The organism is Naasia aerilata, from assembly GCF_030296595.1.
In the GTDB taxonomy this organism is placed as follows: domain Bacteria; phylum Actinomycetota; class Actinomycetes; order Actinomycetales; family Microbacteriaceae; genus Naasia; species Naasia aerilata.
Genome location: NZ_AP027731.1, coordinates 2,548,504 through 2,570,628, shown reverse-complemented (window position 1 = coordinate 2,570,628; position 22,125 = coordinate 2,548,504). Strand labels below are relative to the sequence as shown.

Below are 22,125 nucleotides of genomic sequence, written 5' to 3'. Positions count from 1 at the left end.
GCAAAGTATCTCGACGTCGAGATAAAACTACCACCGAGCTCAGCTCTGGCCGGCGGGTCCCGCCCCCGCGTCGCGGTGTCCGGGACCCTCCGGGAACGCGGCCCGGACGACGAGCCAGGACACGACGAGCAGCGGGGCGTAGAGGGGCAGTCCCATGAGGAGTTTGAAGGTCCCGAGCAGTGCCACCTGGTGCGAGAGGAAGAGTGGCACCTGAACGGCAAGCCTCGCCGCGGACAGTGCCACCCACGCCAGCGTGATCCACTGCATGGCCCGGAACTTGCGCTTGTTCCGGCGCCAAGCCGTGCCTTCCTCATAGAGGAAGCCGACTGCCACCCCGATGAGAGGCCATCCGGCAAGCACCGAGATCAGGAAGGCGGCCACGATGATCACGTTGATCCACAGCCCGAGCACGAAGTTGTCCTCGGCTCTGCCCGTCCACAGGGCGAGCCCGGCAGACAGAGCCGTGCCGAGGAGACCGCCGAGCGCCGGAGAGACCGGACTTCTCTGCACCACACGGGCGACTACGAGCAGCACGGCCATCCCCACGGAGACCCCGAGCGCCACGGGAAGGGTGCTGATCGAGAAGAGAAGAACGAACGCAAAGCCGGGGATGACGGCCTCGAGTATTCCGCGAACCCCGCCGACCGCCTGCAGGACCGAGCGCCCGGTCACCGGGTCCGCGGCATTCGCGAATCCCGCACGCGCCGCCGCGGCAGCAAGGGCCGCCTGCGCGGCCGCGCGGTCCGTTCCGCCGGGCTCCCTGTCGTCCGTCATCAGACCCCGTTGAGCGGCGTGCCGACCGAGGGCCCGGCCGCCTGGGCGGGGACGTGCAGCGGGATGAGGTCGCGGGGCGGCATGGGCGTGCCGCCCCGGACCACGACGACGCTGCGGAACAGGTCCTCGATCTGCGCGGCCGCCTGAGCGTTGACCGCCCCCTCCCCCGCGATGACGCCGCGGAGGAACCAGCGCGGCCCGTCGACGCCGACGAAGCGCGCGACGCGGGACGACTGGGGCTGGCCCGGCGCCACCACCGGGATATCGGCGAGGAGCTCGGGGCCGAACGGGCCGGAGCGCTCCTGCGTCGTCCCGCCCTGCCTGCGGATCTGGTCGGCGATCTGGGCGCGGATCTCGTGCCAGAGCCCGCTCGAGCGGGGCGCCGCGAACGGCTGGACCTGAAGCGTCGACCCGGCGTAGTCGAGCCCGACGGCGACGACCCGCTTGGTTCCCTCCTCGACCTCGAGGCGCAGGTGCAGGCCCTCCCGGGGCACGATCTTCACCCCGCCGAGGTCGACGTACGGGCGGACGGCGTTCGCCTCGCTCACATCGAACGGGCCGTTGAGGGATCGGTCATCCGGCGCCGACTTCGGCGACGGAACGTCCTCGGTGCTGTCACTCACGAACTGCTGTCCTTCCTGGCCGTGCCGGCGTACCCCGTGGAGCCGAAGCCGCCCTCGCCGCGGGCGGACCCGGGCAGCGTCGCGACGGGCACGAACTGGGCCCGGGACACGGGGAGCACGACGATCTGGGCGATCCGATCACCGGCAGTGATCCGGTACTCCTCGGTCCGGTCGGTGTTGAGGAGTATCACCCGGATCTCGCCACGGTACCCCGCGTCGACCGTGCCGGGCGTGTTGACGATGGTGATCCCGTGGCGCGCCGCGAGTCCGCTGCGGGGCACGACGAACGCCACGTACCCCTCGGGGAGCGCGATCGAGACGCCCGTGCCGACGGTCGCGCGCTCGCCCGGGGCGAGCACCACGTCCTCAGCGGCGACGAGGTCGGCACCCGCGTCACCGGGGTGCGCATAGGTGGGGACGTGGTCCCCCGTGATCAGCACCGGCACGCTCTGGAGCACGAATCGAGGCTAGTGGATGAGGTCTGGTGGAATGAGGTGTGACGTACCGCGAACGACTCTCGCCCTCGCCCTGGATGTACCTCGCCCTCGCTCTGCTGATCCCGGCGTCACTGCTCGTGTTCCTGCCGATCTCCGTGCCTGCCGGCATCGCGTGCGCGATCGTCCTGTTCGGTGGAGCGTGCCTCTTCGTGGCCCTGAGCGCACCCGTCGTCGAGGTGGCGGACGGCCACCTCCGGGCAGGTCGCGCCCGCATCCCCCTCGAGTTCACGGCGGCGCCGGAGGCCTTCCGAGGCGCCGCTGCGACCGCCGCCCGCGGCGTGGACCTGGATGCCCGCGCCTGGCTCTGCATCCGCGGCGGGATCGACCCCGTCGTCCGGGTGCAGGTGACGGATCCCGCCGACCCGGCCCCCTACTGGCTCATCTCCACGCGCAACCCGGACCTCCTGGTGGCCGCCCTCCAGGCGGCCCACACCCTGGGCTGACCCCGCCGAGCGCACTCCCCCACCGACCGCACCCCGAAACACCGAGCGCGCTCCCCCTCCACCGAGCGCACCCCGAAACACCGAGCGCACCCCGTATACAGGGCGCGCTCGGCGACACGGGGCGCGCTCGACGCAGCCCCTGCGCGCTCGGTGCGAAGGGGTGCGCCCGGCGACCAGCATCCGATCCCTCCGCCCGGCCCGATGCGGGTTCACCGAGCGCGCCCCGAGCCGCCGAGCGCGCACCGAGCGCGGTCCGTAACGACGAGCGCGCCCCGTACTCACTCCGCGCTCGTCGTCTCGCCCCGCGCCCGGCGCCTCAACCCGCGCACGGCGCGCCACCCCACCGAGCTGCACGCGGCGCCCGCTTCTCCCCTGACATCCGTGCCGCATCCCAAGCCCGAGTTCGCGCGCGCACACGCCGCCCCGCGCCAGTGGCGACGCCGGGGAACATCGGGCGCTTCCCCGCACTCACCCCGAGACCGACCGCACGCGCCCCATGCCACCGAGCGCGCACCGAGCGCCGTCCATAACGACGAGCGCGGCCCGTCTACACCCCGCGGTCGTCGTCTCACCCCGCGCTCGGCGGCGCGCCCCGCGCACGGCGCAGCACCCCGCCCTCGTCGTCTCACCCCGCGCTCGGTGCCCCACCCCGCCCTCGGCGCAGCACCCCACGCTCGGCGTCTCGCCCCGCGCACCACACCTCCCCGGAAAGCACAAACCCCGCCTGGCCACGAGGGCCGGCGGGGTTGGGCGTTTCCTATTCAGTTCGTGCTGCGCCTGGTTTCGAGACGCGCGCCAAGCATGGCGCGCTCCTCAACCTGCCAGGGCTGATCGCAGTGCGATCAGGCCTGGCACTCCATGCACACCGGTCCGAGCTTGGTGTCGTGGTCCAGCTGTGAGCGGTGCTTCACCAGGAAGCAGGAGACACAGGTGAACTCGTCCGCCTGGGGCGGAAGCACGACCACATCGAGGTCCAGATCGGAGAGGTCAGCACCGGGGAGGTCGAAGCTTCCCGGGTTGTCGGCGTCCTCGACGTCGATGACCGCGGACAGCTTGTCCGGCACACGCTCCTTCAGGGCCTCGATCGACTCGGAGTCGTCGTCGGTCTTGCGCGGGGCGTCGTAATCGGTCGCCATTTACATCCACTTCTTCGAGTTGCGCCGTGATTGGCGGCGACAGTCTGATCGATCGGCTGGCTCATTGCAAACCGTGGGGGCGCCACCTCAGCCGACCCCGACCAAACCTGCGGCGCGCCCCAGCTATTCCCGGGTTTGCGCCCCACCGGTGCGATCCTGGAACAGACAAGAAGGGGGCGATCGGCATGCACCATCTCAAAGCCATCGCCGTCGAGAACGGCGCCATTCTGGCGACCGCTGAGGACGGCAGCGAGTATCGCGTCGAACTCGATGAGGAGCTCCGGAGACGCTTGCGCGGCCCCTCAGCCGGCTCATCGGGAGCCCGACGATCGACTCCACGTGAAATCCAGACCTACATCCGCGGCGGCATGTCCGCGGAGCAGGTGGCCAAGTACACGGGCGCACCCGTGGAGTACGTGCAGCGCTATGAGCTGCCGATCCTCGCCGAGCGCCAGTACATGGTCGACTGCGCACTCGCGGTGCCCGTGCAGGCGGTCCGCGCGCCGGGCGACCTCGACGGGACCCCGCCCACGTTCGGCGCGATCCTCGAGGCCCGCCTGGAGCAGCTCTCCGCCACCGGCGCGCGCTGGTCGAGCTGGAAGGAGCCGGAGGGCGGCTGGATCGTGAAGCTCGCCTTCACGGCCGACGGCATCGACCACGACGCCCGCTGGTCGTTCGAGGCGAAGAAGCTCGCGCTGAGCCCGCTCAACGGGGAGGCGGTCGCGCTCTCCCAGCAGAGCGAGATCGGCGCGCCGCTGCTGCCGCGCCTGCGCGCCGTCGCCGAGAACACGGACAGCTCGCGCTTCGACTCCGCCGCGTTCGACTTCCCCGCCGACGAGGCGGACCTCCCGGACCCCGTGGTCCAGGTCGAGCCGACGCCGAGCGGACGCATCCGCCTCCCCGGCCCGCGCACCGGCTCCATCGGCGTCGTCAGCCAGGAGCCGCCCGCGCAGGAGCCCGCCGACACGTCGGATCTGCTGGAGGCGCTGCGCCGCCGCCGCGGGGAGCGCGAGTCGACGAAGTTCGAGGAGCGCGAGCAGCCCCGGCAGCCGATGACCGGGAACATCCGCGTCCTCGAGCGCGTGCGGACGGATCAGCGCGCGGAGCAGCGCGCCGAGCAGGTGGAGACCACGGAGGTGCGGCCCGCGAAGCCCGCCAACGCCACCGGGCCCGTTCCTACCAAGGGCGGCCGGCGCGGACGCACGTCGATGCCCAGCTGGGACGAGATCGTGTTCGGCGCGAAGCCCGAGGACGACCCGGCCTGACCTGCACCAGGCCGTACGGCGCCCTCGTCGGCGCCCCGGAGGAGACTCAGACCCCGAACCTCAGCAGCGGGACCCGAGTCTCCTCCGGACTCCACGAGCCGTGCTGGCCGATCATCGACCGCGAGCCGGTCGTGGCGGTCCGCGTGTCGTAGTACGCGACCGAGGACCGGGCCGCGACAAGGATGTCGCCGATGCGCGGCGCCACCTCCTCGTCCACCGCGGGCCCGAACCAGCCCTCCGCGACGGCCTCCGCGCGGCTGCGGACCCAGGCGCGACCGCCCTCCGCCGCGCGCCAGCGCTCCAGCAGTGCCGCCCGCTCCCCGTCGGCGAGGTCGGGCTCCAGGTAGAGGTGCAGCAGCCGCGGCTCGCCGCCGACGTGGCGGACGCCGTCGATCAGCTCGCGGCGCTCGTCGATGAGCACATGGCGCGAGCCCGGGACGTCGACGATCCCGTGATCCGCGGTCACGAAGAGCCCGATGCCCGGGCGCAGCCGCGGAAGGGTCGCCGTGAGCGCCGAGTCCACCTCCTCGAGTGCCGAGCTCCAGCGCTCCGACTCCCACCCCTCCGCGTGCGCGGCCGTGTCGACCTCCGGGATGTAGAGGTAGACGAGCGTCCTCTCCCCCGCGGTGACGGCGCGGACAGCGGCATCGAACCGCTCAGCGATGCCGTCGGCGGCCAGGTAGTCGGCGCCGCGGAGGATGGCGCCGGTGAAGCCCGAGCTCCGGTACTTGCTGTGCCCGACGGCGACGCCCCGGATGCGGCCGTCCTCGAACACGGTCGGCCTGCGCTGCCAGGTCGCGGGATCCACGCTGCCGCCCCAGCCGTTGAGCTGATTCACGATGCGGTCGGTCGCCGGGTCGAGCACCGAGTAGCCCACCACGCCGTGCTCTCCGGGCGTGGCGCCGGTCAGCAGCGTGGAGAGCGCGGCGGCGGTCGTCGTGGGGACCCCGGTGCTGATCACGGAGCGCGGGCCGAGCGCCGCGCCCATCGTCCGGGCGTAGCCGCGCCGGGCCTTCAGGGCGGAGGCGCCCAATCCGTCGACGACCAGGACGATGGCGCCGCGGAGCGGAGGAAGGCCGAGCGTGTTGCCCTCCCCCAGGAGCGCCGCGACACAGCTGGGAAGAACCGCGCCGAGATGCGGGCCTGCACCCCGGTCGGTCGGTACCATGAGGGACATCCGGGTCAGTCTGGCACAGGCGCACTGACCGTCCCCGAGCCGGCCCGACGGCTCCTCCCGAGCCGGCCCGACGGCTCGCACGGCCCTCCCCCAGGCAACCGACGGAACGGCAGAACCAGCATGCGGCGACGAGCGTGACCATCGAGGCGACCCACGGCGAAGAGCGGATCGAGGACGTCGACGTCTCTGCGGAGATGCAGGGCTCCTTCCTCGAGTACGCCTACTCCGTCATCTACTCCCGCGCCCTTCCGGACGCCCGCGACGGCTTGAAGCCGGTCCAGCGGCGCATCCTCTACCAGATGGCCGACATGGGTCTCTGGCCGGATCGCGGGCACGTCAAGTCGGCCCGCGTGGTCGGCGAGGTGATGGGCAAGCTGCACCCCCACGGCGACTCGGCGATCTACGACGCCCTGGTGCGCCTTGCGCAGCCGTTCACCATGCGCCTCCCCCTCATCGACGGGCACGGCAACTTCGGCTCGCTCGACGACGGGCCCGCCGCATCCCGCTACACCGAGGCGCGCCTCGCCCCCGCGGCGATGGCCATGGTCGAGGACCTCGACGAGGACGTCGTCGACTTCGTGCCCAACTACGACAACCAGCTGACCCAGCCCGAGGTGCTCCCCGCGGCCTTCCCGAACCTCCTCGTCAACGGGGCGAGCGGCATCGCGGTCGGTATGGCGACCAACATGGCGCCGCACAACCTCATCGAGGTCGTCGCCGGGGTCCGCCACCTCATCGAGCACCCGGATGCGACGCTCGAGGAGATCATGCGCTTCATCCCCGGGCCCGACCTGCCCGCGGGCGGGACGATCTCCGGGCTCGAGGGCATCCGGGACGCGTACGCCACCGGACGCGGCAGCTTCAAGACGCGCGCCCGTGTCGCGATCGAGAACATCACTCCGCGCAAGGTGGGCCTCGTCGTCACCGAGCTGCCCTACCTCGTCGGCCCCGAGCGGGTTATCGAGAAGATCAAGGACGGCGTCAACGCGAAGAAGATCCAGGGGATCTCCGACGTCAACGACCTGACCGACCGCAAGAACGGGCTCCGCCTGGTCATCGGCATCAAGACCGGGTTCAGCCCGGAGGCGGTGCTCGAGCAGCTCTACCGGCTCACGCCCCTCGAGGAGTCGATGGGCATCAACAACGTCGCGCTCGTCGACGGCGGGCCGCGCACGCTGGGGCTCCTCGAGCTCCTCCGGGTCTACATCACGCACCGCGTCGAGGTGGTCACCCGCCGCACGCGGTACCGGCTGGATCGCCGTCGCGAGCGGCTGCACCTCGTCGAGGGCCTGCTCATCGCGATCCTCGACATCGACGAGGTCATCCAGGTCATCCGCGGCAGCGACGACAGCGACCAGGCGCGGACGCGCCTCATCGACGTCTTCGACCTCGACCGCATCCAGGCCGAGTACATCCTCGAGCTGCGCCTGCGCCGCCTCACCCGCTTCTCCCGGATCGAGCTCGAGGCGGAGCGCGACGCCCTCCGCGAGGAGATCGCCTTCCTCGAGGGCCTCCTCTCCAGCGAGCAGCGGATCCGCGAGCTCGTCGCCGAGGAGCTCGACGCGACGGCGGAGAAGTACGGCACGCCGCGGCGGACGCTCCTCACCGAGGCCGCGCCCTCGCTCGCGGGAAGCGCGCGCGGCAAGAAGGCGGTCGCGTCGCTCGAGCTCGCCGACGTCCCGTGTGTCGTCGCCCTGTCGACGACGGGACGCGCGGTCCGCATCGACCTGCCTGACGGAGCCGAGCTGCAGCGGGCCACGCGCCGCAGCAAGCACGACGCGATCCTCTCCTCCGTCTCCGGGACGAGCCGGGGCGAGCTCGGCGCCCTCACGAGCGCCGGGCGAATCCTCAAGTTCTCGCCCATCGACCTGCCGTCGGTGCCCGCGAACTCGGTGCAGCTCGGCGCCGGTGCCCGGATCGGGGACTACCTGACGCTCGGGAAGAAGGAGCGGGTGGTCGCGCTGGTCTCGCTGACGAGCGACCAGCCGATCGGCCTCGGCACGAAGGACGGCGTCGTCAAGCGCATCGCGCCCGGCGCCTACCCCGCGAAGCCCGACTTCGAGGTCATCGCCCTGAAGGCCGGGGACGAGGTCGTCGGCGCCACGCAGGGCGGGGATGACGCCGAGCTGGTGTTCGTCAGCTCCGACGCGCAGCTCCTGCACTTCCCCGCGTCCCTCGTGCGGCCGCAGGGCGTGGGCGCCGGCGGCATGGCGGGCATCAACCTCGGCGACGGCGCACGCGTGCTGTTCTTCGGCGCCGTGGCGAAGCCCGAGCACGCCGTGGTCGCCACCATCTCGACATCGAGCACCGCACTGCCGGGCACGGACCCCGGGCGGGGCAAGGTCTCGCTGTTCGTCGACTTCCCGGGCAAGGGACGTGCCACGGGCGGCGTGCGGGCGCACTCGTTCCTGAAGGGCGAGGACGAGCTCACTCTCGCCTGGGTCGGCACGGACCCCGCGCTGGCGGTCGGCCCGGATGGCGCTGTGCGCGCCCTGCCCGAGCTCGGCGCCCGGCGCGACGCGAGCGGCACCCCTCTGGACGGCCTCGTCGGCTCGATCGGCACTCAGCTCGGCGGCTGACCGCATCACTTCGGACAATCCGCATCGGTCTCCGGTTGCGGTTTGTCCGAAGTGTTGCGGTTTCCGCTACTCCACGGGCACGGGGTAGGGCGCGATGCGCAGGGTGCGCGCCAGGTGGGCGGCGAACTTCGCCACCGACTTGGTCGTGGAGTCCACCTGCTCCGGCGTCTCCTCGAGGTCCTTGTAGTCGACGCTGCCCATGGCCTCGCCGTTCCAGTAGGTCACTCCCTGCGCCGGGATGGTGAAGCCGACGTCGTTGAGCGCCTGGAAGAGCTCGGCGCTGATCTGGTGGGCGCCGTCCTCGTTGCCGACGATGGCCGCGACGGCCACCTTGTCGAACATCGCGGGCCGGCCCTGCTCGTCCTGCTCCGAGAGCTCGGCGTCGAGCCGCTCCAGCACGCGCTGGGCGATGCTCGTCATGTGTCCCATCCAGGTCGGCGTCGCGATCACCAGGATGTCGGCGGCCTGCACCTGCTTCCGGATTCCGGGCCACGCGTCGCCGTCGCCCATGTCGGCCTCGACACCCGGCTTCACATCGTGGTCCACAACGCGCACCGTGCTGCCGGTGACCCCCTCGGCGGCGAGGGCGTCCATGAGCTGGCTGCCGAGCAGCTCAGCGCTCGACTCGGCGGGCGATGGCTTCAGCGTGCAGACGAGGCAGACGGCGGTGAGGTTCGGCTCCATGGGATTCCTTCCGGTTCCCTGCCACTCTTCCGCGCGTGGCCAGGGAACCGGCTGTGAGCGCACCGCCCGCGGGCTCTACGCTCGCGGGGCGGGCATCTCGGCCCCTGTCAGAGAGGATCCGGATGAAGACGATCGGCCTGATCGGCGGCATGAGCTGGGAGAGCAGCAGCGAGTACTACCGCCTGCTCAACGAGCTCACCCGAGAGCGGCTGGGCGGCCTGTCCTCCGCCGAGTGCATCCTCTACTCCGTCGACTTCGCTGAGATCGAGGCGATGCAGGCCGACGGGCGGTGGGAGGATGCGGGGCGCCGGCTCGCCCAGGTCGCGCGCAGCCTCGAGGCGGCGGGCGCCGACCTGCTGGTCCTCTGCACCAACACCATGCACAAGGTGGCGTCCGCCATCGAGGAGGCCGTGTCGATCCCGCTGCTGCACCTGGCCGACACAACGGCCACGGCGGTGCTCCGGGCGGGACTGACGCGGGTCGGGCTGCTCGGCACCGCCTTCACCATGGAGCAGGCGTTCTACCGGGACCGGCTCGCGGCGCACGGGCTCGAGGTCCTCATCCCCGGCCCCGAGGACCGAGCCCTGGTGCACCGGGTGATCTACGACGAGCTCTGCCTCGGCATCGTGCGCGACGAGTCACGCACCGCGTACCAGGAGGTGATCGGCGGGCTCGTCGACCGCGGCGCGGAGGGCGTCGTGCTCGGCTGCACCGAGATCGAGCTGCTTCTCCGGCAGGAGGACGTGTCGGTGCCGGCCTTCGCCACCACCCGGCTGCACGCCGAGGCCGCGGTCGCGGCCGCGCTCTGAGGGCCGCGACCTAGGCGTCGATGCGGTCGCGGTCGAGGTCGCGGGACCCGTCGATGATGAACTCCTTGCGCGGGGCCACGTCGTTGCCCATCAGGAGCTCGAACACGTTCTCCGCGGCCGCGGCATCCGACACCCGCACCCGGCGCAGCATCCGGTAGCGCTTGTCCATGGTCGTGGAGGCGAGCTGGTCGGCGTCCATCTCGCCCAGGCCCTTGTAGCGCTGGATGGGGTCGACGTAGTTCTTCTTCTCGCGCTTGAGCTGGGCGAGCAGCCCCTGCAGCTCGGGCTCCGAGTACGTGTAGATCGTCTCGTTGGGCTTGGTGCCCGGGTTCTTCACGATGACGCGGTGCAGCGGCGGAACCGCGGCGAAGACCCGGCCCTCCTCGATGAGGGGACGCATGTACCGGAAGAACAGCGTGAGCAGCAGCGTGCGGATGTGGGCGCCGTCGACGTCGGCGTCACTCATCAGGATCACCTTGCCGTAGCGGGCGAGGTCGAGGTCGAACGTGCGGCCGGAGCCCGCGCCGATCACCTGGATGATCGAGGCGCACTCGCTGTTGCTCAGCATGTCGCTGACCGACGCCTTCTGGACGTTGAGGATCTTGCCGCGGATGGGCAGCAGCGCCTGGTACTCGCTGTCGCGGGCGAGCTTCGCCGTGCCGAGCGCGGAGTCGCCCTCGACGATGAACAGCTCGCTGTTGCTCACGTCGTTGCTGCGGCAGTCGACCAGCTTGGCCGGCAGGGACGAGGACTCGAGCGCGTTCTTCCGCCGCTGCGTCTCCTTGTGCGTGCGGGCGGAGATGCGCGCCTTCATCTCGGACACGACCTTGTCGAGCACCATGCTCGCCTGGGTCTTGTCCTCACGCTTGGACGACGTGAGCCGCTCGGTGAGCGTCTTCTGGACCACGGAGGCCACGATGGCACGCACGGCCGGGGTGCCGAGGACCTCCTTGGTCTGGCCCTCGAACTGCGGCTCGGGGAGTCGCACGGTCAGGACGGCGGTGAGGCCGGCGAGCACGTCGTCCTTCTCGATCTTCTCGTTGGCCCCGACCTTGAGCCGCCGGGCGTTCTGCTCGATCTGGGTGCGCAGCACCTTCAGCAGCCCGGTCTCGAAGCCGGCCTGGTGCGAGCCGCCCTTGGGCGTGGAGATGATGTTGACGAAGCTGCGGAAGGTCGTGTCGTAGCCGATGCCCCAGCGCAGCGCGATGTCGACGGCGCACTCGCGCTCGACATCGGTGGGAACCATATGGCCGTTCTCCTGCAGCACGGGCACCGTCTCGGTGAAGCTGCCGGTGCCGGTCAGGCGCCAGGTGTCGGTGACTGCGCCGTCGGTCGCCAGGAAGTCGACGAACTCGCCGATCCCGCCCTGGTAGCGGAAGCTCTCGACGCTCGGCTCGGCGCCCCGCTGATCCTCGATGCTGATCCCGAGCCCCGGCACGAGGAACGCGGTCTGCCGCGCGCGGCCCACCAGGTCCTCGACGGAGAAGGTGGCGTCGCGGGAGAAGATCTGCCGGTCCGCCCAGTACCGCACGCGGGTGCCGGTGACGTTCTTGCCGACCTTGCCGACGACGCGCAGCTCGCTGTTCGAGACGAAGGGGGTGAACGGGGCGTCGGGCGACGGCGTGCCCTTGTCGGCGAAGTTGCCGGGCTCGCCCCGGTGGAAGGACATCGCGTAGGTCTTGCCGTTGCGGTCCACCTCGACGTCGAGGCGCTCACTCAGGGCGTTGACGACGGAGGCGCCGACGCCGTGCAGCCCGCCGGACGCGGCGTACGAGCCGCTGCCGAACTTGCCGCCGGCGTGGAGCTTCGTGAACACGACCTCCACACCGGTCAGTCCGGTCTTCGGCTCGATGTCGACCGGGATGCCGCGGGCGCTGTCCCGCACCTCGACGCTGCCGTCCTTGTGCAGGATGACCTCGATCGAGTCGCCGTGGCCGGCGAGTGCCTCGTCGACGGAGTTGTCGATGACCTCCCAGAGGCAGTGCATGAGGCCGCGGGAGTCGGTCGAGCCGATGTACATGCCGGGTCGCTTGCGGACGGCCTCCAGCCCTTCGAGGACGGAGAGATGCCGGGCCGAGTAGTCCTGAGCTGCCACCTCGCAAGAGTAAGCGCCCCCTCTGACCCCCGCGGTCAGCGACGGGGGCGCGGCGGAAAGATGGCCGATCCCCGTCGAATCGCGGAACCGTGTCGAACACTGGGAGACGATGCGCCCCCGATCGGGGCGTATCGGCCTCGCAGGAGGCAGTGAGACCATGCAAAGTAACGAGTGATGGACGATCGTGTAACGATCGGCTACGCGCAGAGCGAAACGGTGCGACGCTTGAAGCAAGTGCGGAACAACGGCGTGCTTTGATGGTTGAACCCAGTGACGCACCGGTAACCAAGAGGAGCAGCACAATGTCGAACATCACCACTGAAGCTCTCGCCGCTCCGACCTATGAGCTGACCGCGCTCGACCGCTGCGACAGCTGCGGCGCGCAGGCCTACATCCGTGTGGAGCTGGGCAGCGGCGAGCTCCTGTTCTGCGCGCACCACGGCAAGAAGTACCAGGAGAAGCTCTCGAGCGTCGCACGCAGCTGGCACGACGAGTCCAGCCGTCTGACCGAGGACAAGGCCTGACCTTCCCCTTCTGAGCTCCCCGAGCCGTCCGCAGCCGCGGGCGGCTCGGCTTAATAAGAGGACCTTCGCGCCCCAGTTCGCTGAGTCTTCCCAGCAGGAAGGCCCGCTCCACCGCGTTGTCCGTGAGCGCGAGCGCCGCCTCGTACGCTGCGCGGGCCTCGGCGCTGCGTCCGGCCCTCCTGAGCAGGTCCGCCCGCACGCCGTGGAACGGCTGGTATCCGAGCAGCGCCCGGTCGTCGAGGAGCGCGAGCGCCGCCTCCGGCCCCGCGACCTCCGCGACCGCCACGGCGCGATTGAGCGCGACCACCGGGCTCGGGGCCATCGCGAGCAGCGCGTCGTACAGCGCGACGATCTGCCGCCAGTCCGTCTCCTCCGATGTGCGGACGTCGCTGTGCACCGCCGCGATGGCCGCCTGCAGCTGGTAGGGACCGGGGGTGTTGCGGCGCAGGCAGGCGCGCACGAGCTCCTGCCCCTCCGCCACCAGCTCCCGGTCCCAGCGGCCGCGGTCCTGGTCGGGCAGGAGAACCAGGCTCCCGTCCGCCGCCGTCCGGGCCGGTCGGCGGGACTGCGTCAGCAGGAGGAGCGCGAGCAGGCCCTGCGCCTCGGGCTCGTCGGGCATCAGCCGGCACACGAGTCGCGCGAGCCGGATCGCCTCCAGGCACAGGTCCTCCCGGACGAGGCGGTCCCCCGCGGTCGCGACGTAGCCCGCGTTGAACACGAGGTAGATCACGGCGAGGACGCCCGCGAGCCGCTCCGGCAGGTCGGCCTCCTCCGGCACCCGGTACGGGATGCGCGCATGCCGGATCTTGGACTTCGCGCGCACCAGCCGCTGGGCCATGGTCGCCTCTGGCACGAGGAACGCTCGGGCGATCTCGGTCGTGCTGAGCCCGCCGAGCAGCCGCAGCGTGAGGGCGACCTGCGCCTGCGGCGCGAGCGCCGGGTGACAGCACGTGAAGAGCAGCCGCAGCCTCTCGTCCTCCACGGGTCCCTCCTCCGGCTGCTCGTCGGGAACGGCGAGCAGCGCCGCCTGCGCGTGCTTGTCCTGGCGAGCGGCCTCGCGACGGAGCCGGTCGATTCCGCGGTTGCGGGCAGTGGTCAGGATCCAGCCGGCCGGACTCGGCGGCGGACCATCGACCGGCCATCGCTGGACGGCGATCGCGAACGCCTCCTGCACGGCGTCCTCCGCCAGGTCCAGGTCACGGAAGACGCGGGTCAGCACCGCGACGGCGCGCCCGTACTCCTTCCGGAACACGGCCGCGACATCCGGCGCCTCTTCGGTCACCTCAGGGCAGGGTCGAGAACGCGAAGGGGCGGATCTCGACGGGCAGGCCGGTGATGTCGCTCACCTTCCGGGCCCAGCGCAGGCCGCCGTCCAGGTCGTCCGCGCGGACGACCCAGAAGCCGCCGACGTGCTCCTTCGCCTCCACGTAGGGACCGTCGGTGAGGAGCGCGGCACCTCCCTCCTGCGGCCGGACGACGGTCGCGGTGTCCGGCTGGTGCAGCCCGCCCGAGAACACCCAGGCGCCGGCCGAGGTCATCTCCTCCTGCAGTCCGCCGAGCTTCTGCATCACCGGCTCGAGGAACTCGGGCGGCGGCACGACGCCGTCGGGCTGGTACAGGCTGATCAAATACTGGGTCATTGTCGTCTCCTCCTGCTCGGCCGGCGGTTCCCGGCTCTCACCCTCTAGACGATCGGGGCATCCCTCGATCGACACCCTGCCAGAACCGATCGCCGGCGGGCGAGGAGTGGCCCGCGCAGGAGAGCGCGGGTCCGGCCCACGACTCGCGCAGGAGTATCGTCGATAAGCCCCCGAGCAGGGGCGATACACCCGCTAGCGCCGATTCGCCGCTGTGACAAGCGGGCGACAGGAAAGCCCAAGCCTGCTTACGGTGGGCTTCCAGCCCCGATCGCCTCCCCGGCGATCCGTCCCCGTGTGCACGCGCGCACGAGAAATGGAGCCACATGGCCCTCCCTCCCATCGAGATCATCGGCGCATTCGAGAGCACGTACATGCCGGCGCACGACCGGGATGTCTTCGAGACGACGGAACACGATCAGCGGTGGCGGGCGGACCTTGCGCTCCTGGAAGACGCCGGGGTCACCCGGCTGCGGTATCCGATCCGGTGGCACCGCCTCGAGGCGGCACCGGGAGTCTTCGACTGGACCGAGACGGACGAGGTGCTCGAGCACCTGCGCGCGAGCGGCTTCCGTCCGATCGTCGACCTCGTGCACCACACCAGCTATCCGGCGTGGCTGACCGGCGGCTTCGCCGATCCCCGCTTCGGCAGCGCCTACCTCCGCTACGCGGAGGCCTTCGCTCGGCGCTACCCGTGGATCGAGGAGTACACGCTCTTCAACGAGCCCTTCTCCACCCTCTTCCTCAGCGGCCACGAGGCCGTCTGGCCGCCCTACCTCTCCGGGATGACGAACTTCGTCGACCTGCTCGCGAACGTGCTTCCCGCCGTCGCCGAGGCGAGCCGCCTCTACCGGCGCCTCCTGCCCGGCGCGCGCCACATCTGGACCGACACCTGCGAGTTCCACACCGGTTCGGACGAGTCGGGACAGCGCTACGCCGACATGGCGAACGAGCGGCGCTTCCTCGCGATCGACGCCTTCCTCGGCCGCGGCTACGACCCCGAGGGCCCGCTCGGCGAGCTTCTCGAAGAGGCGGGGGCCACCGGCTCCAGGCCCTCGTCCCGGGCTCCATTGACGTTCTGGGGCTCGACTACTACGCCCACTGCCAGTGGAACTTCGGGAACGGGGGCGGCTCGGCGCCGACCCCGAACCCGCTTCCCCTTGCCGACCAGATCGAGCAGTACTGGGAGCGCTACGGCCTGCCGTGCGCCCTCACGGAGACCAACGTCCGCGGCTCCACCGCCGACCGGGCCACCTGGTTCAAGTACGTGCTCGAGCAGTGCGAGATCGCGAGGGACCGCGGGATCCCTTTCGACGGTCTCTGCTGGTTCCCCTTCCTCGACTCGACCGACTGGAACTCGCTCCTGTTCCGGGCCGACGGCCACATCGACCCCGTCGGGGTCTACTGGCTCGACGCGAGCCTGGAGCGCCACGGTTCGGTGATGGCGTCGTCCTATGCGGCCGCCGCCCGCGGCGTTCCCGCTGCTGGGCTCCCGGCCTTCGAGCTCGGTGAGCCGGTCGCCACCTGGCTGCGCGGCTACCTTCCGCAGCTCGCCGAGTGGACCTTCCAGCCAAGGCCGCAGCTCAACCTGGGTCACAGCCTTCCCCGCCCGACTACCACCATGGAATTGAGGTCGCCGATGTCCACAGAACTGATCGTTCTCTCCCACCTCCGCTGGGATTGGGTGTGGCAGCGACCCCAGCAGCTGGTCTCGCGCTTCAGCTCCGGCTCCTTCCGGAAGACCTGGTTCGTGGAGGAGCCGATGCCCTCGGCCGATCCGGACTCCTCCCGGAACCGGCTGCGCAGCACCGAGGTGGACGGCCTGACGCGCGTCTGGCTGGAGATCCCGGATCCCGGCCACCACGTGGGATTCTTCGACGAGGTCATGCCGGACTACATCGAGCAGCTCCCCGAGCTGGTGGGGCCGCCGCGCGGTGAGCGCGTCGTGTGGATCTACACGCCCCTCGCGCTCGAGGCGGCCCTCGCCCTCAACCCCACCACTCTCGTGTACGACGTGATGGACGATCTGGCCGCGTTCAAGGACGCCGCTCCCGAGCTCGTCGTCCGCCAGCGGCAGGCTCTGCGCAAGGCCGACGTCGTGTTCGCGGGCGGCCGGTCGCTGCACCGGTCGGTGGTGAAGCAGGGCCGCTCCGACGCCGAGCTCTTCCCGAGCGGCGTGTCCACGCGCGACTACGCGGTGGCGGCGCAGGGCCGCACTCCCCGCACTGGACGACCGGTCGCCGGCTACGTCGGCGTGCTCGACGAGCGGCTCGACCTCCAGCTGGTCGCCGATCTGGCTGCGGCGTCACCCGAGTGGGACATCCGCATGATCGGCCCGGTCACGAAGATCGACCCGGCCACGCTCCCCCAGGCGCCCAACATCAGCTATCTCGGCTTCCAGCCCTATTCCGCACTCGCGGGGCACATGGCCGACCTCGATGTCGCGATCATGCCGTTCGCGCTCAACGAGGCGACGAAGTCGATCAGCCCCACCAAGACGCTCGAGTACCTGGCGAGCGGCCTCCCGATCGTGTCGACCCGCGTGCCCGACGTCGTGTCCGACTTCAGCGAGGTCGTGACCTTCGCCGACGACGGCGCCGGCTTCGCGGCCGCGCTGGAGACGGTCCGCGGCATGGCGACGTCGCACCCGGGCCGCGAGGCCCGGCGGCTGCTCAAGCACCACGACTGGGACCGGATCGCCGAGCGCATGGAGCAGCTCGTCTTCCGCTCCAGCGTCGGCGGCACCGAGACCGAGGCGACTGCCTAGGAATCTCCACAGGATGCCACTCGGTGCTCCCAGCCCTTCCGGATGGCGGCACCGAGTGGCATCTCGTGCACGAGGGGCCCTCGCCCTAGCCCACGGGGCCGATGCGCTCCGGCTCCTCCACCGGCCCCTCGGCGTGGTAGCCGGTGCGCCGGCGGTGCAGCGCGGTGATCGCCCAGAGGATCACGCCGAGCACGATCAGCACGCCGGCGATCTGGTACTGCTCGATCGGGCGGCCCGAGGTCCAGGGCAGCACCAGGTACAGGCAGACGATCGCGCCGAGGATCGGCAGCGGGGCGGGCGTCCGGAAGTGCTTGTGCTCAACCGGCTGCCGCCGCAGCACCAGCACGGCCGCATTCACCACGCCGAACACGGCGAGCAGGAGCAGCGACGTCGTCCCGCCGAGCAGGAGGGCGACCGGCCCCTTCGGGTCGAGCGAGAGGTAGACGATGAGCGCCAGGGCGATTGCCGTCGTGAAGATGATGGCCGCCCACGGCGTGCGCCGCGTGGGCAGCACCTTGGACAGGAACGGCGGGAGGACCACCTGGCGGCTCATGCCGTAGAGCAGCCGGCTCGCCATCATCATGTTGAGCAGGGCGGTGTTCGCCACCGCGAACAGCGAGATGAAGGGCAGGAGCGCGCCGATCGGGAAGCCCGGCGCGGCCGTCTCCACGACCGTGACGAGGGGCGTGTCGTTGCCCGCCAGCTTGCCGACGGGCACGAGGGCCACGGCGATGATCGAGACCAGCACGTAGACGAGCCCCGTGATGCCGAGGCCCGTCAGCATGATGCGCGGGAAGATCCGGGCCGGATCCTTCGTCTCCTCGGCCATGTTCACCGAGTCCTCGAAGCCGACCATCGCGAAGAACGCGAGCGAGGTCGCGGTGCTGATGGCGAGGATCACGTTCTTGTCCTCGGGCGTCTCGAAGGCCACCACTCGCGACCAGTCCGCCGCGCCGCCGAAGATGGCGAACGCGCCGATGAGGATGACCAGCAGCAGGCCGGAGAGCTCGATGCAGGTCAGCACCACGTTGAGCCCGACGCTCTCGGCGACGCCGCGCAGGTTGACGGCGGCGATGAGGAGGATGAACACCACCGCGATGAGCAGCCGGATCGGGGCGGAATCGCCGAGGCCGAAGCCGATCGCGAAGTTGCTGGCGAACGCGCCGGACGCCGCCGACGCCGACGTGATCCCTGACGACATCACGGTGAAGGCCACGAGGAAGGTCACGAAGTGGATCCCGAACGCCTTGTGCGCGTAGAGCGCGGCGCCCGCGGCCTGAGGGAACTTCGTTACGAGTTCCAGGTAGGAGCAGGCGGTGACGAGCGCGACCAGGAACGCGACGATGAACGGCACCCAGGCGGCGCCGCCCACCTCCGCCGCGACCTGGCCGGTCAGGGCGTAGATGCCCGTGCCGAGGATGTCGCCGATGATGAAGAGGAGCAGCAGCTTGGGACCCAGCACCCGCTTCAGCTCAGGCTCGGTGTCGCTTCGCTTCTCGGTGACGGCCATGTCATCCCCCTACGGTGAGGCGTTTCGGGACTCTTCCCACGTGGCGGCCAGTCTGCTCTCAGCCGCTCCCGCTACGCGACCCCCGCGCCCCCGGGTTGACGCCTGCGCCCGGGATGCCATAGCGCCTGGTCAGTCCTCGATGAGGACCCCGTCGAGGTAGAGCCACTCGCCGTCGATGCGCACGAACCGGCTGCGCTCGTGGAGCACGCCGAAGGAGTCCCCTGCGCGGTGCACGGCCCGGAACTCGACGATCCCCTAGTCGTCGGCCTCGCCGCCCCGGGCGGTGTCCACGATCTGCAGTCGCCGCCACAGGATGTCGTCGTCGAGCTCGACCCCGTCCGGGCGGGTGTCGGGGTGCCAGGTGCGGAGCAGGTGCTCGCCCAGACCGAGCGCGAAGGCGCTGTAGCGGGATCGCATGAGCGCGAGCGCGGTGCCCGCCGGCGCCCCCGCGTGAACTGGTCCGCAGCACTCGATATACGGCAGCCGGCTGCCGCACGGACAGGGATCGTTCGGGCGCACCCCCTCATCCTGCCCCGACTGCGCTCTGGGTCCACCTGCGTGTCCCTGCTGTGCCCTCTCTCGAGCGCGACCAGGCAGAGGGGGCGCGGGAGGGGGCCGCTCCCCTGGTGCGCCTCTCGCCGCCGCCGATACCGTGTGCCCGACCGGTCGACCCGCCCGGCTCCCCACCCGAAAGGCAGTGCCCATGAACAGCAGAGTGACCGGCGTCGTCCTGACAGCCCTGACCGTCGCCGGCCTCTCGGTCGCCTCTGCGCAGGCCGCGGCCGCCGCCCCGGTCGCCGGGTGCGGCTCTCAGCAGCTGGTGACGCTCGAGCAGGCGTTCGAGCTGGTCGACTGGCGCGCGTACACCGCGGAGGAGCGCGCGACCATCGAAGCGGACGTCACCCTCAACTACGACAAGAACAGGGACGGCTACGTCTGCATTAAACAGCTCGCTCCGAACCCCGGGACCGACAAGCAGTTCGGCGTCGAGAACTACGTCGTGAGCCTGGTAGGTGAGAACAAGGCGCGCGGTCGGCTCTGATCCGCGTCCGCTGCCGCACCGCTGACAGGCCCGGACCCCCTTCCGCCCCGCCGCCTCTTGCGTGTTCACGGGCGTGCGGCAGAATGGGCGCCCGACCCGAGGAGGCGACCTGGTGGCCAAGAAGCAGTCCAAGCGCGGCAAGGACGAGAAGAAGAAGGGATCGGGCAAGGCGAGCGAGAAGGACGAACAGAAGGCCCGCCGAAAGGTCGCCAAGCAGGCGCAGCAGAAGGCGCAGGAGCTGGCGGACCGGCTGGGCAAGGTGCGGAAGAAGGCGCTCGCCCGCATCGAGGCGGCACAGAAGTCGATCCAGAAGGCGGAGAAGCGGGCGACGAAGGCCCGCGAGGCCGCCGACGCGGCGTCGGGTTCGCCGGCGGACGCACGCTCCGACACCGCCCGACCCGCTTCCGACTCTCGAGCCGAGGAGACCTCGGTCGCCACGACGGCTCCACCAGCCGCTCCTGCAGCCCCGGGTCCGGCCACCAGTGCCGGCCCGGACGACATCCCCGCGTCAGAGGCGGCGGTGGCCCAACCCACGTCCGCCCAGCAGCCCGAGCCCTCTCCCCTTCCGGACAGGTCTCGCACGGACGGCAGCACGGACACCACCAGCAGCACCGGCGATTATGCGGACGCTGTCGAGCCTCTGACGCCTCCGCTGCCGCGGAGCGACTCGAAGGATGTGCCCAGCGCGTCCTGGACGACCGTGCGGCTCCGAGCCGCCGCCCGCGACCGCGGGATCGTCGGCGCGTCCTCCAAGACGAAGGCGGAGCTGCTCGCGGCGCTCGGCGAGTAGAGGCGTCAGGCCTGGTCCCGCTCGAGGATCTCGAGGTAGTGCGGGTTCTGCATCACGCCGAGGACGTTGCCGAAGGGATCGACCACGGAGGCGGTGACGAAGCCATGGCCGCGCTCGCGGATCGGCTCCCGCACGCTGGCGCCCAGCTCGGTCAGCCGATCGAGCGTCGACCTCACGTCGTCCACGTGCCAGTAGGCGATCGCGCCGCCCGGCTCGCCGGGGCCGGGCGGCGCGTAGCGCGCGTCGATGATCCCCAGCTCGTGCGCGTAGTCGCCGATGCGGAACTCGAGATAGCCGGGCACCGAGAAGTAGGGCTCGAAGCCGAGCAGCTCGGTGTACCACCGCCCCGCCTCCTCGAGGTCGGCGGCGAAGAAGCTGACGTTGGCGAGTCCGCGGAGCATGGCGAGTCCTTCTGGCGGGCACCGGCGTCCGCCTCTTCGCACACCCTGGCAGAGGCCACCGTCATCGGTCGCGGACGACCTCGTGTTCTGCGGTCATGCCCTCCTCGGCGGCCCCCTCGACCGAGACGACCTCGCTCGGGTCGCCGACCCGTGACAGGCGCGTCAGCGCCACCCAGACCACGGTGCTGAGGTTGGCGAGCGTGCCGATCACGAGTCCCGGCACCAGCCCCAGCGTCTCGCCGACGAGCTCGCCGAGGGCAGCGCCGACCGCGACGCTCCCGTAGGAGATCCAGCGCCCGCTCGCACTGACCCGCCCCAGCATGCGGTCGGGCGTCCGCAGCTGCCGGATCGTGATCAGCACCACACCGGACAGCGCCGTCGCGCCCCCGTTGAGAAAGAAGACCGCGGCGAGCACCGCGCCCGACAGGAGCGGCGGCCACGCCGAGGGGACGAACGGGATGGCGACCAGCACCAGGCACTCCAGTGCGGCGCAGCCGAGGCTCGTCCTGCCCACCCCGAAGCGCCGCACGGTCCGCGACGCGAGGGCGGCGCCTGCCACGGCGCCGATCGCCCCCACCGAGAGGATCAGGCCCACCTGTGCCGCATCGAAGCCGAGCTCGCGCACGGCGTGGACCAGGAAGAGCGTCATGATCCACTGCTCGAAGCAGTTGTAGAGGGCCGAGAACCCGGTCATCGAGACGAGCAGCGGGTCCCGGAAGACGAAGCGCAGACCCTCCTGGAGCTGACGCCGGAACCCGCCCGACGGCTCCGGCAGGCTCTCCACGGCGCGGATGCGGCTGAGAGCGAAGGCGGACGCCAGGTAGGAGCCCGCGTGGACGACGAGGGCCCCCGGGGCGGTCAGCAGCTGCACGAGGATGCCGCCGAGGCCGGGCCCGCCCACCATGGCGACGGCGCTCGTCGCCTGCAGGCGGCTGTTCGCGCGCTCCAGGCCGGACCTCGGCACCACCGAGGGGAGGAAGGACTGATAGGTGACCTCGAACAGCACCGTGCCGGCGCCGAGCACGAGGACCAGGGCGATCAGTGCCGGGAGCGTGAGCAGGCCGGCCAGCCCCAGCACCACGACGACGCCGGTGAGGAGCCCGCGCGCCAGGTCGGCACCGACGAGCAGCGGCTTGCGGCGACGGCGGTCCACGAGGACGCCGAGGGGAAGCGCCAGGATCACGAAGGGCAGCCAGCGGGCACTGTTGACGAGGCCGAGCTCTCCGGCGCTCGCGTCGAGCAGGAGCACCGCGAGGAGGGCACGGCCAGCTCGCCGATCTGCTCACCCACGGCGGCCGTGCCGACCGCTGCCCAGAGCCAGCGGAAGCCGGAGCCCTCTCTCGCCGGTGCCGTCACCGTCTCACCACCCATT

Annotated in this window: 20 protein-coding genes and 2 pseudogenes; 9 read left to right on the top strand and 13 right to left on the bottom strand. The window is 71.0% G+C overall.

Annotation, left to right across the window (positions count from 1 at the left end; genetic code table 11):
* Positions 1-39: 39 nt before the first annotated feature.
* From QUE51_RS13455 to dut, 3 genes are read right to left on the bottom strand one after another with little or no spacing between them, the layout of a single operon-like run.
* Positions 40-774: a DUF3159 domain-containing protein gene (locus QUE51_RS13455; protein ID WP_286276878.1), complete on the bottom strand. Its 735-nt coding sequence runs from the start codon at positions 772-774 to the stop codon at positions 40-42.
* Positions 774-1,397 (bottom strand): DUF3710 domain-containing protein, encoded by a 624-nt coding sequence (locus tag QUE51_RS13450; RefSeq protein ID WP_286276877.1) that lies wholly within the window; start codon positions 1,395-1,397, stop codon positions 774-776. Before QUE51_RS13450 ends, QUE51_RS13455 begins: the two co-directional genes overlap by 1 nt.
* Complete coding sequence (gene dut / locus QUE51_RS13445; RefSeq protein ID WP_286276876.1) at positions 1,394-1,855, bottom strand: dUTP diphosphatase; 462 nt, start codon at positions 1,853-1,855, stop codon at positions 1,394-1,396. The genes QUE51_RS13450 and dut overlap by 4 nt, the downstream gene beginning before the upstream one ends.
* A gap of 38 nt (positions 1,856-1,893) precedes the next feature.
* Here dut and QUE51_RS13440 point away from each other — a divergent pair, with 38 nt between their 5' ends.
* Positions 1,894-2,337 carry a DUF3093 domain-containing protein gene (locus QUE51_RS13440; protein WP_286276875.1) on the top strand — a complete coding sequence of 148 codons (444 nt, stop codon included), beginning with the start codon at positions 1,894-1,896 and terminating at the stop codon, positions 2,335-2,337.
* An 842-nt stretch (positions 2,338-3,179) separates the two neighbouring features.
* Here QUE51_RS13440 and QUE51_RS13435 read toward each other — a convergent pair.
* On the bottom strand, positions 3,180-3,473 hold the full coding sequence (locus tag QUE51_RS13435) for a DUF4193 domain-containing protein (RefSeq protein ID WP_286276874.1): 294 nt from the start codon (positions 3,471-3,473) through the stop codon (positions 3,180-3,182).
* A 185-nt stretch (positions 3,474-3,658) separates the two neighbouring features.
* Between QUE51_RS13435 and sepH the strand changes: the two genes are divergently transcribed.
* Positions 3,659-4,738, top strand: a complete 1,080-nt coding sequence (gene sepH / locus QUE51_RS13430; protein ID WP_286276872.1) for a septation protein SepH — start codon at positions 3,659-3,661, stop codon at positions 4,736-4,738.
* Between the two features lie 46 nt (positions 4,739-4,784).
* Here sepH and QUE51_RS13425 read toward each other — a convergent pair whose 3' ends face one another.
* A complete protein-coding gene (locus tag QUE51_RS13425) occupies positions 4,785-5,915 on the bottom strand; it encodes an alkaline phosphatase family protein (protein WP_286276870.1) in 1,131 nt (376 codons plus the stop codon).
* A gap of 194 nt (positions 5,916-6,109) precedes the next feature.
* Here QUE51_RS13425 and QUE51_RS13420 point away from each other — a divergent pair, with 194 nt between their 5' ends.
* Complete coding sequence (locus tag QUE51_RS13420; protein ID WP_286279394.1) at positions 6,110-8,494, top strand: DNA gyrase/topoisomerase IV subunit A; 2,385 nt, start codon at positions 6,110-6,112, stop codon at positions 8,492-8,494.
* Between the two features lie 66 nt (positions 8,495-8,560).
* Here QUE51_RS13420 and QUE51_RS13415 read toward each other — a convergent pair whose 3' ends face one another.
* Complete coding sequence (locus QUE51_RS13415) at positions 8,561-9,178, bottom strand: flavodoxin family protein (protein WP_286276869.1); 618 nt, start codon at positions 9,176-9,178, stop codon at positions 8,561-8,563.
* 122 nt (positions 9,179-9,300) lie between these two features.
* On the opposite strand from QUE51_RS13415, the gene QUE51_RS13410 reads away from it, so the two are divergent.
* Positions 9,301-9,987, top strand: coding sequence for an aspartate/glutamate racemase family protein (locus QUE51_RS13410; protein WP_286276868.1), 687 nt, complete (start codon positions 9,301-9,303; stop codon positions 9,985-9,987).
* A 10-nt stretch (positions 9,988-9,997) separates the two neighbouring features.
* On the opposite strand, the gene QUE51_RS13405 is transcribed toward QUE51_RS13410, so the two are convergent.
* Positions 9,998-12,082, bottom strand: a complete 2,085-nt coding sequence (locus tag QUE51_RS13405; RefSeq protein WP_286276867.1) for a DNA gyrase/topoisomerase IV subunit B — start codon at positions 12,080-12,082, stop codon at positions 9,998-10,000.
* A gap of 302 nt (positions 12,083-12,384) precedes the next feature.
* Between QUE51_RS13405 and QUE51_RS13400 the strand changes: the two genes are divergently transcribed.
* A complete protein-coding gene (locus QUE51_RS13400; RefSeq protein ID WP_286279393.1) occupies positions 12,385-12,606 on the top strand; it encodes a DUF7455 domain-containing protein in 222 nt (73 codons plus the stop codon).
* Positions 12,607-12,676: 70 nt separating this feature from the next.
* Here QUE51_RS13400 and QUE51_RS13395 read toward each other — a convergent pair.
* Together QUE51_RS13395 and QUE51_RS13390 are read right to left on the bottom strand one after the other, a co-directional pair.
* Positions 12,677-13,888: pseudogene (locus QUE51_RS13395) on the bottom strand (RNA polymerase sigma factor); the annotation flags it as partial.
* A 1-nt stretch (position 13,889) separates the two neighbouring features.
* The gene (locus QUE51_RS13390) at positions 13,890-14,246 is read right to left on the bottom strand and encodes a YciI family protein (RefSeq protein ID WP_286276866.1); all 357 of its coding nucleotides are present in this window, start codon (positions 14,244-14,246) and stop codon (positions 13,890-13,892) included.
* A 323-nt stretch (positions 14,247-14,569) separates the two neighbouring features.
* Here QUE51_RS13390 and QUE51_RS13385 point away from each other — a divergent pair, with 323 nt between their 5' ends.
* Positions 14,570-15,685 (top strand): family 1 glycosylhydrolase, encoded by a 1,116-nt coding sequence (locus tag QUE51_RS13385; protein ID WP_286276865.1) that lies wholly within the window; start codon positions 14,570-14,572, stop codon positions 15,683-15,685.
* Positions 15,685-17,010, top strand: coding sequence for a glycosyltransferase (locus tag QUE51_RS18235; protein ID WP_350226781.1), 1,326 nt, complete (start codon positions 15,685-15,687; stop codon positions 17,008-17,010). The genes QUE51_RS13385 and QUE51_RS18235 overlap by 1 nt, the downstream gene beginning before the upstream one ends.
* Positions 17,011-17,095: 85 nt before the next feature.
* Here the strand turns inward: QUE51_RS18235 and QUE51_RS13375 are convergent, their stop codons facing one another.
* Both QUE51_RS13375 and QUE51_RS13370 read right to left on the bottom strand, forming a co-directional pair.
* Positions 17,096-18,520, bottom strand: a complete 1,425-nt coding sequence (locus tag QUE51_RS13375; RefSeq protein WP_286276864.1) for an APC family permease — start codon at positions 18,518-18,520, stop codon at positions 17,096-17,098.
* A 129-nt stretch (positions 18,521-18,649) separates the two neighbouring features.
* A pseudogene (locus QUE51_RS13370) lies at positions 18,650-19,039 on the bottom strand (YchJ family protein).
* A gap of 184 nt (positions 19,040-19,223) precedes the next feature.
* Between QUE51_RS13370 and QUE51_RS13365 the strand changes: the two are divergent.
* On the top strand, positions 19,224-19,562 hold the full coding sequence (locus tag QUE51_RS13365; protein WP_286276863.1) for a hypothetical protein: 339 nt from the start codon (positions 19,224-19,226) through the stop codon (positions 19,560-19,562).
* A 112-nt stretch (positions 19,563-19,674) separates the two neighbouring features.
* Entirely contained in the window at positions 19,675-20,352 is a 678-nt protein-coding gene (locus QUE51_RS13360; RefSeq protein WP_286276862.1) for a hypothetical protein, read from the top strand.
* Between the two features lie 5 nt (positions 20,353-20,357).
* On the opposite strand, the gene QUE51_RS13355 is transcribed toward QUE51_RS13360, so the two are convergent.
* Positions 20,358-20,753 carry a VOC family protein gene (locus QUE51_RS13355; RefSeq protein ID WP_286276860.1) on the bottom strand — a complete coding sequence of 132 codons (396 nt, stop codon included), beginning with the start codon at positions 20,751-20,753 and terminating at the stop codon, positions 20,358-20,360.
* 61 nt (positions 20,754-20,814) lie between these two features.
* Positions 20,815-22,002, bottom strand: coding sequence for an MFS transporter (locus QUE51_RS13350; protein WP_286276858.1), 1,188 nt, complete (start codon positions 22,000-22,002; stop codon positions 20,815-20,817).
* Between the last annotated feature and the right edge of the window lie 123 nt (positions 22,003-22,125).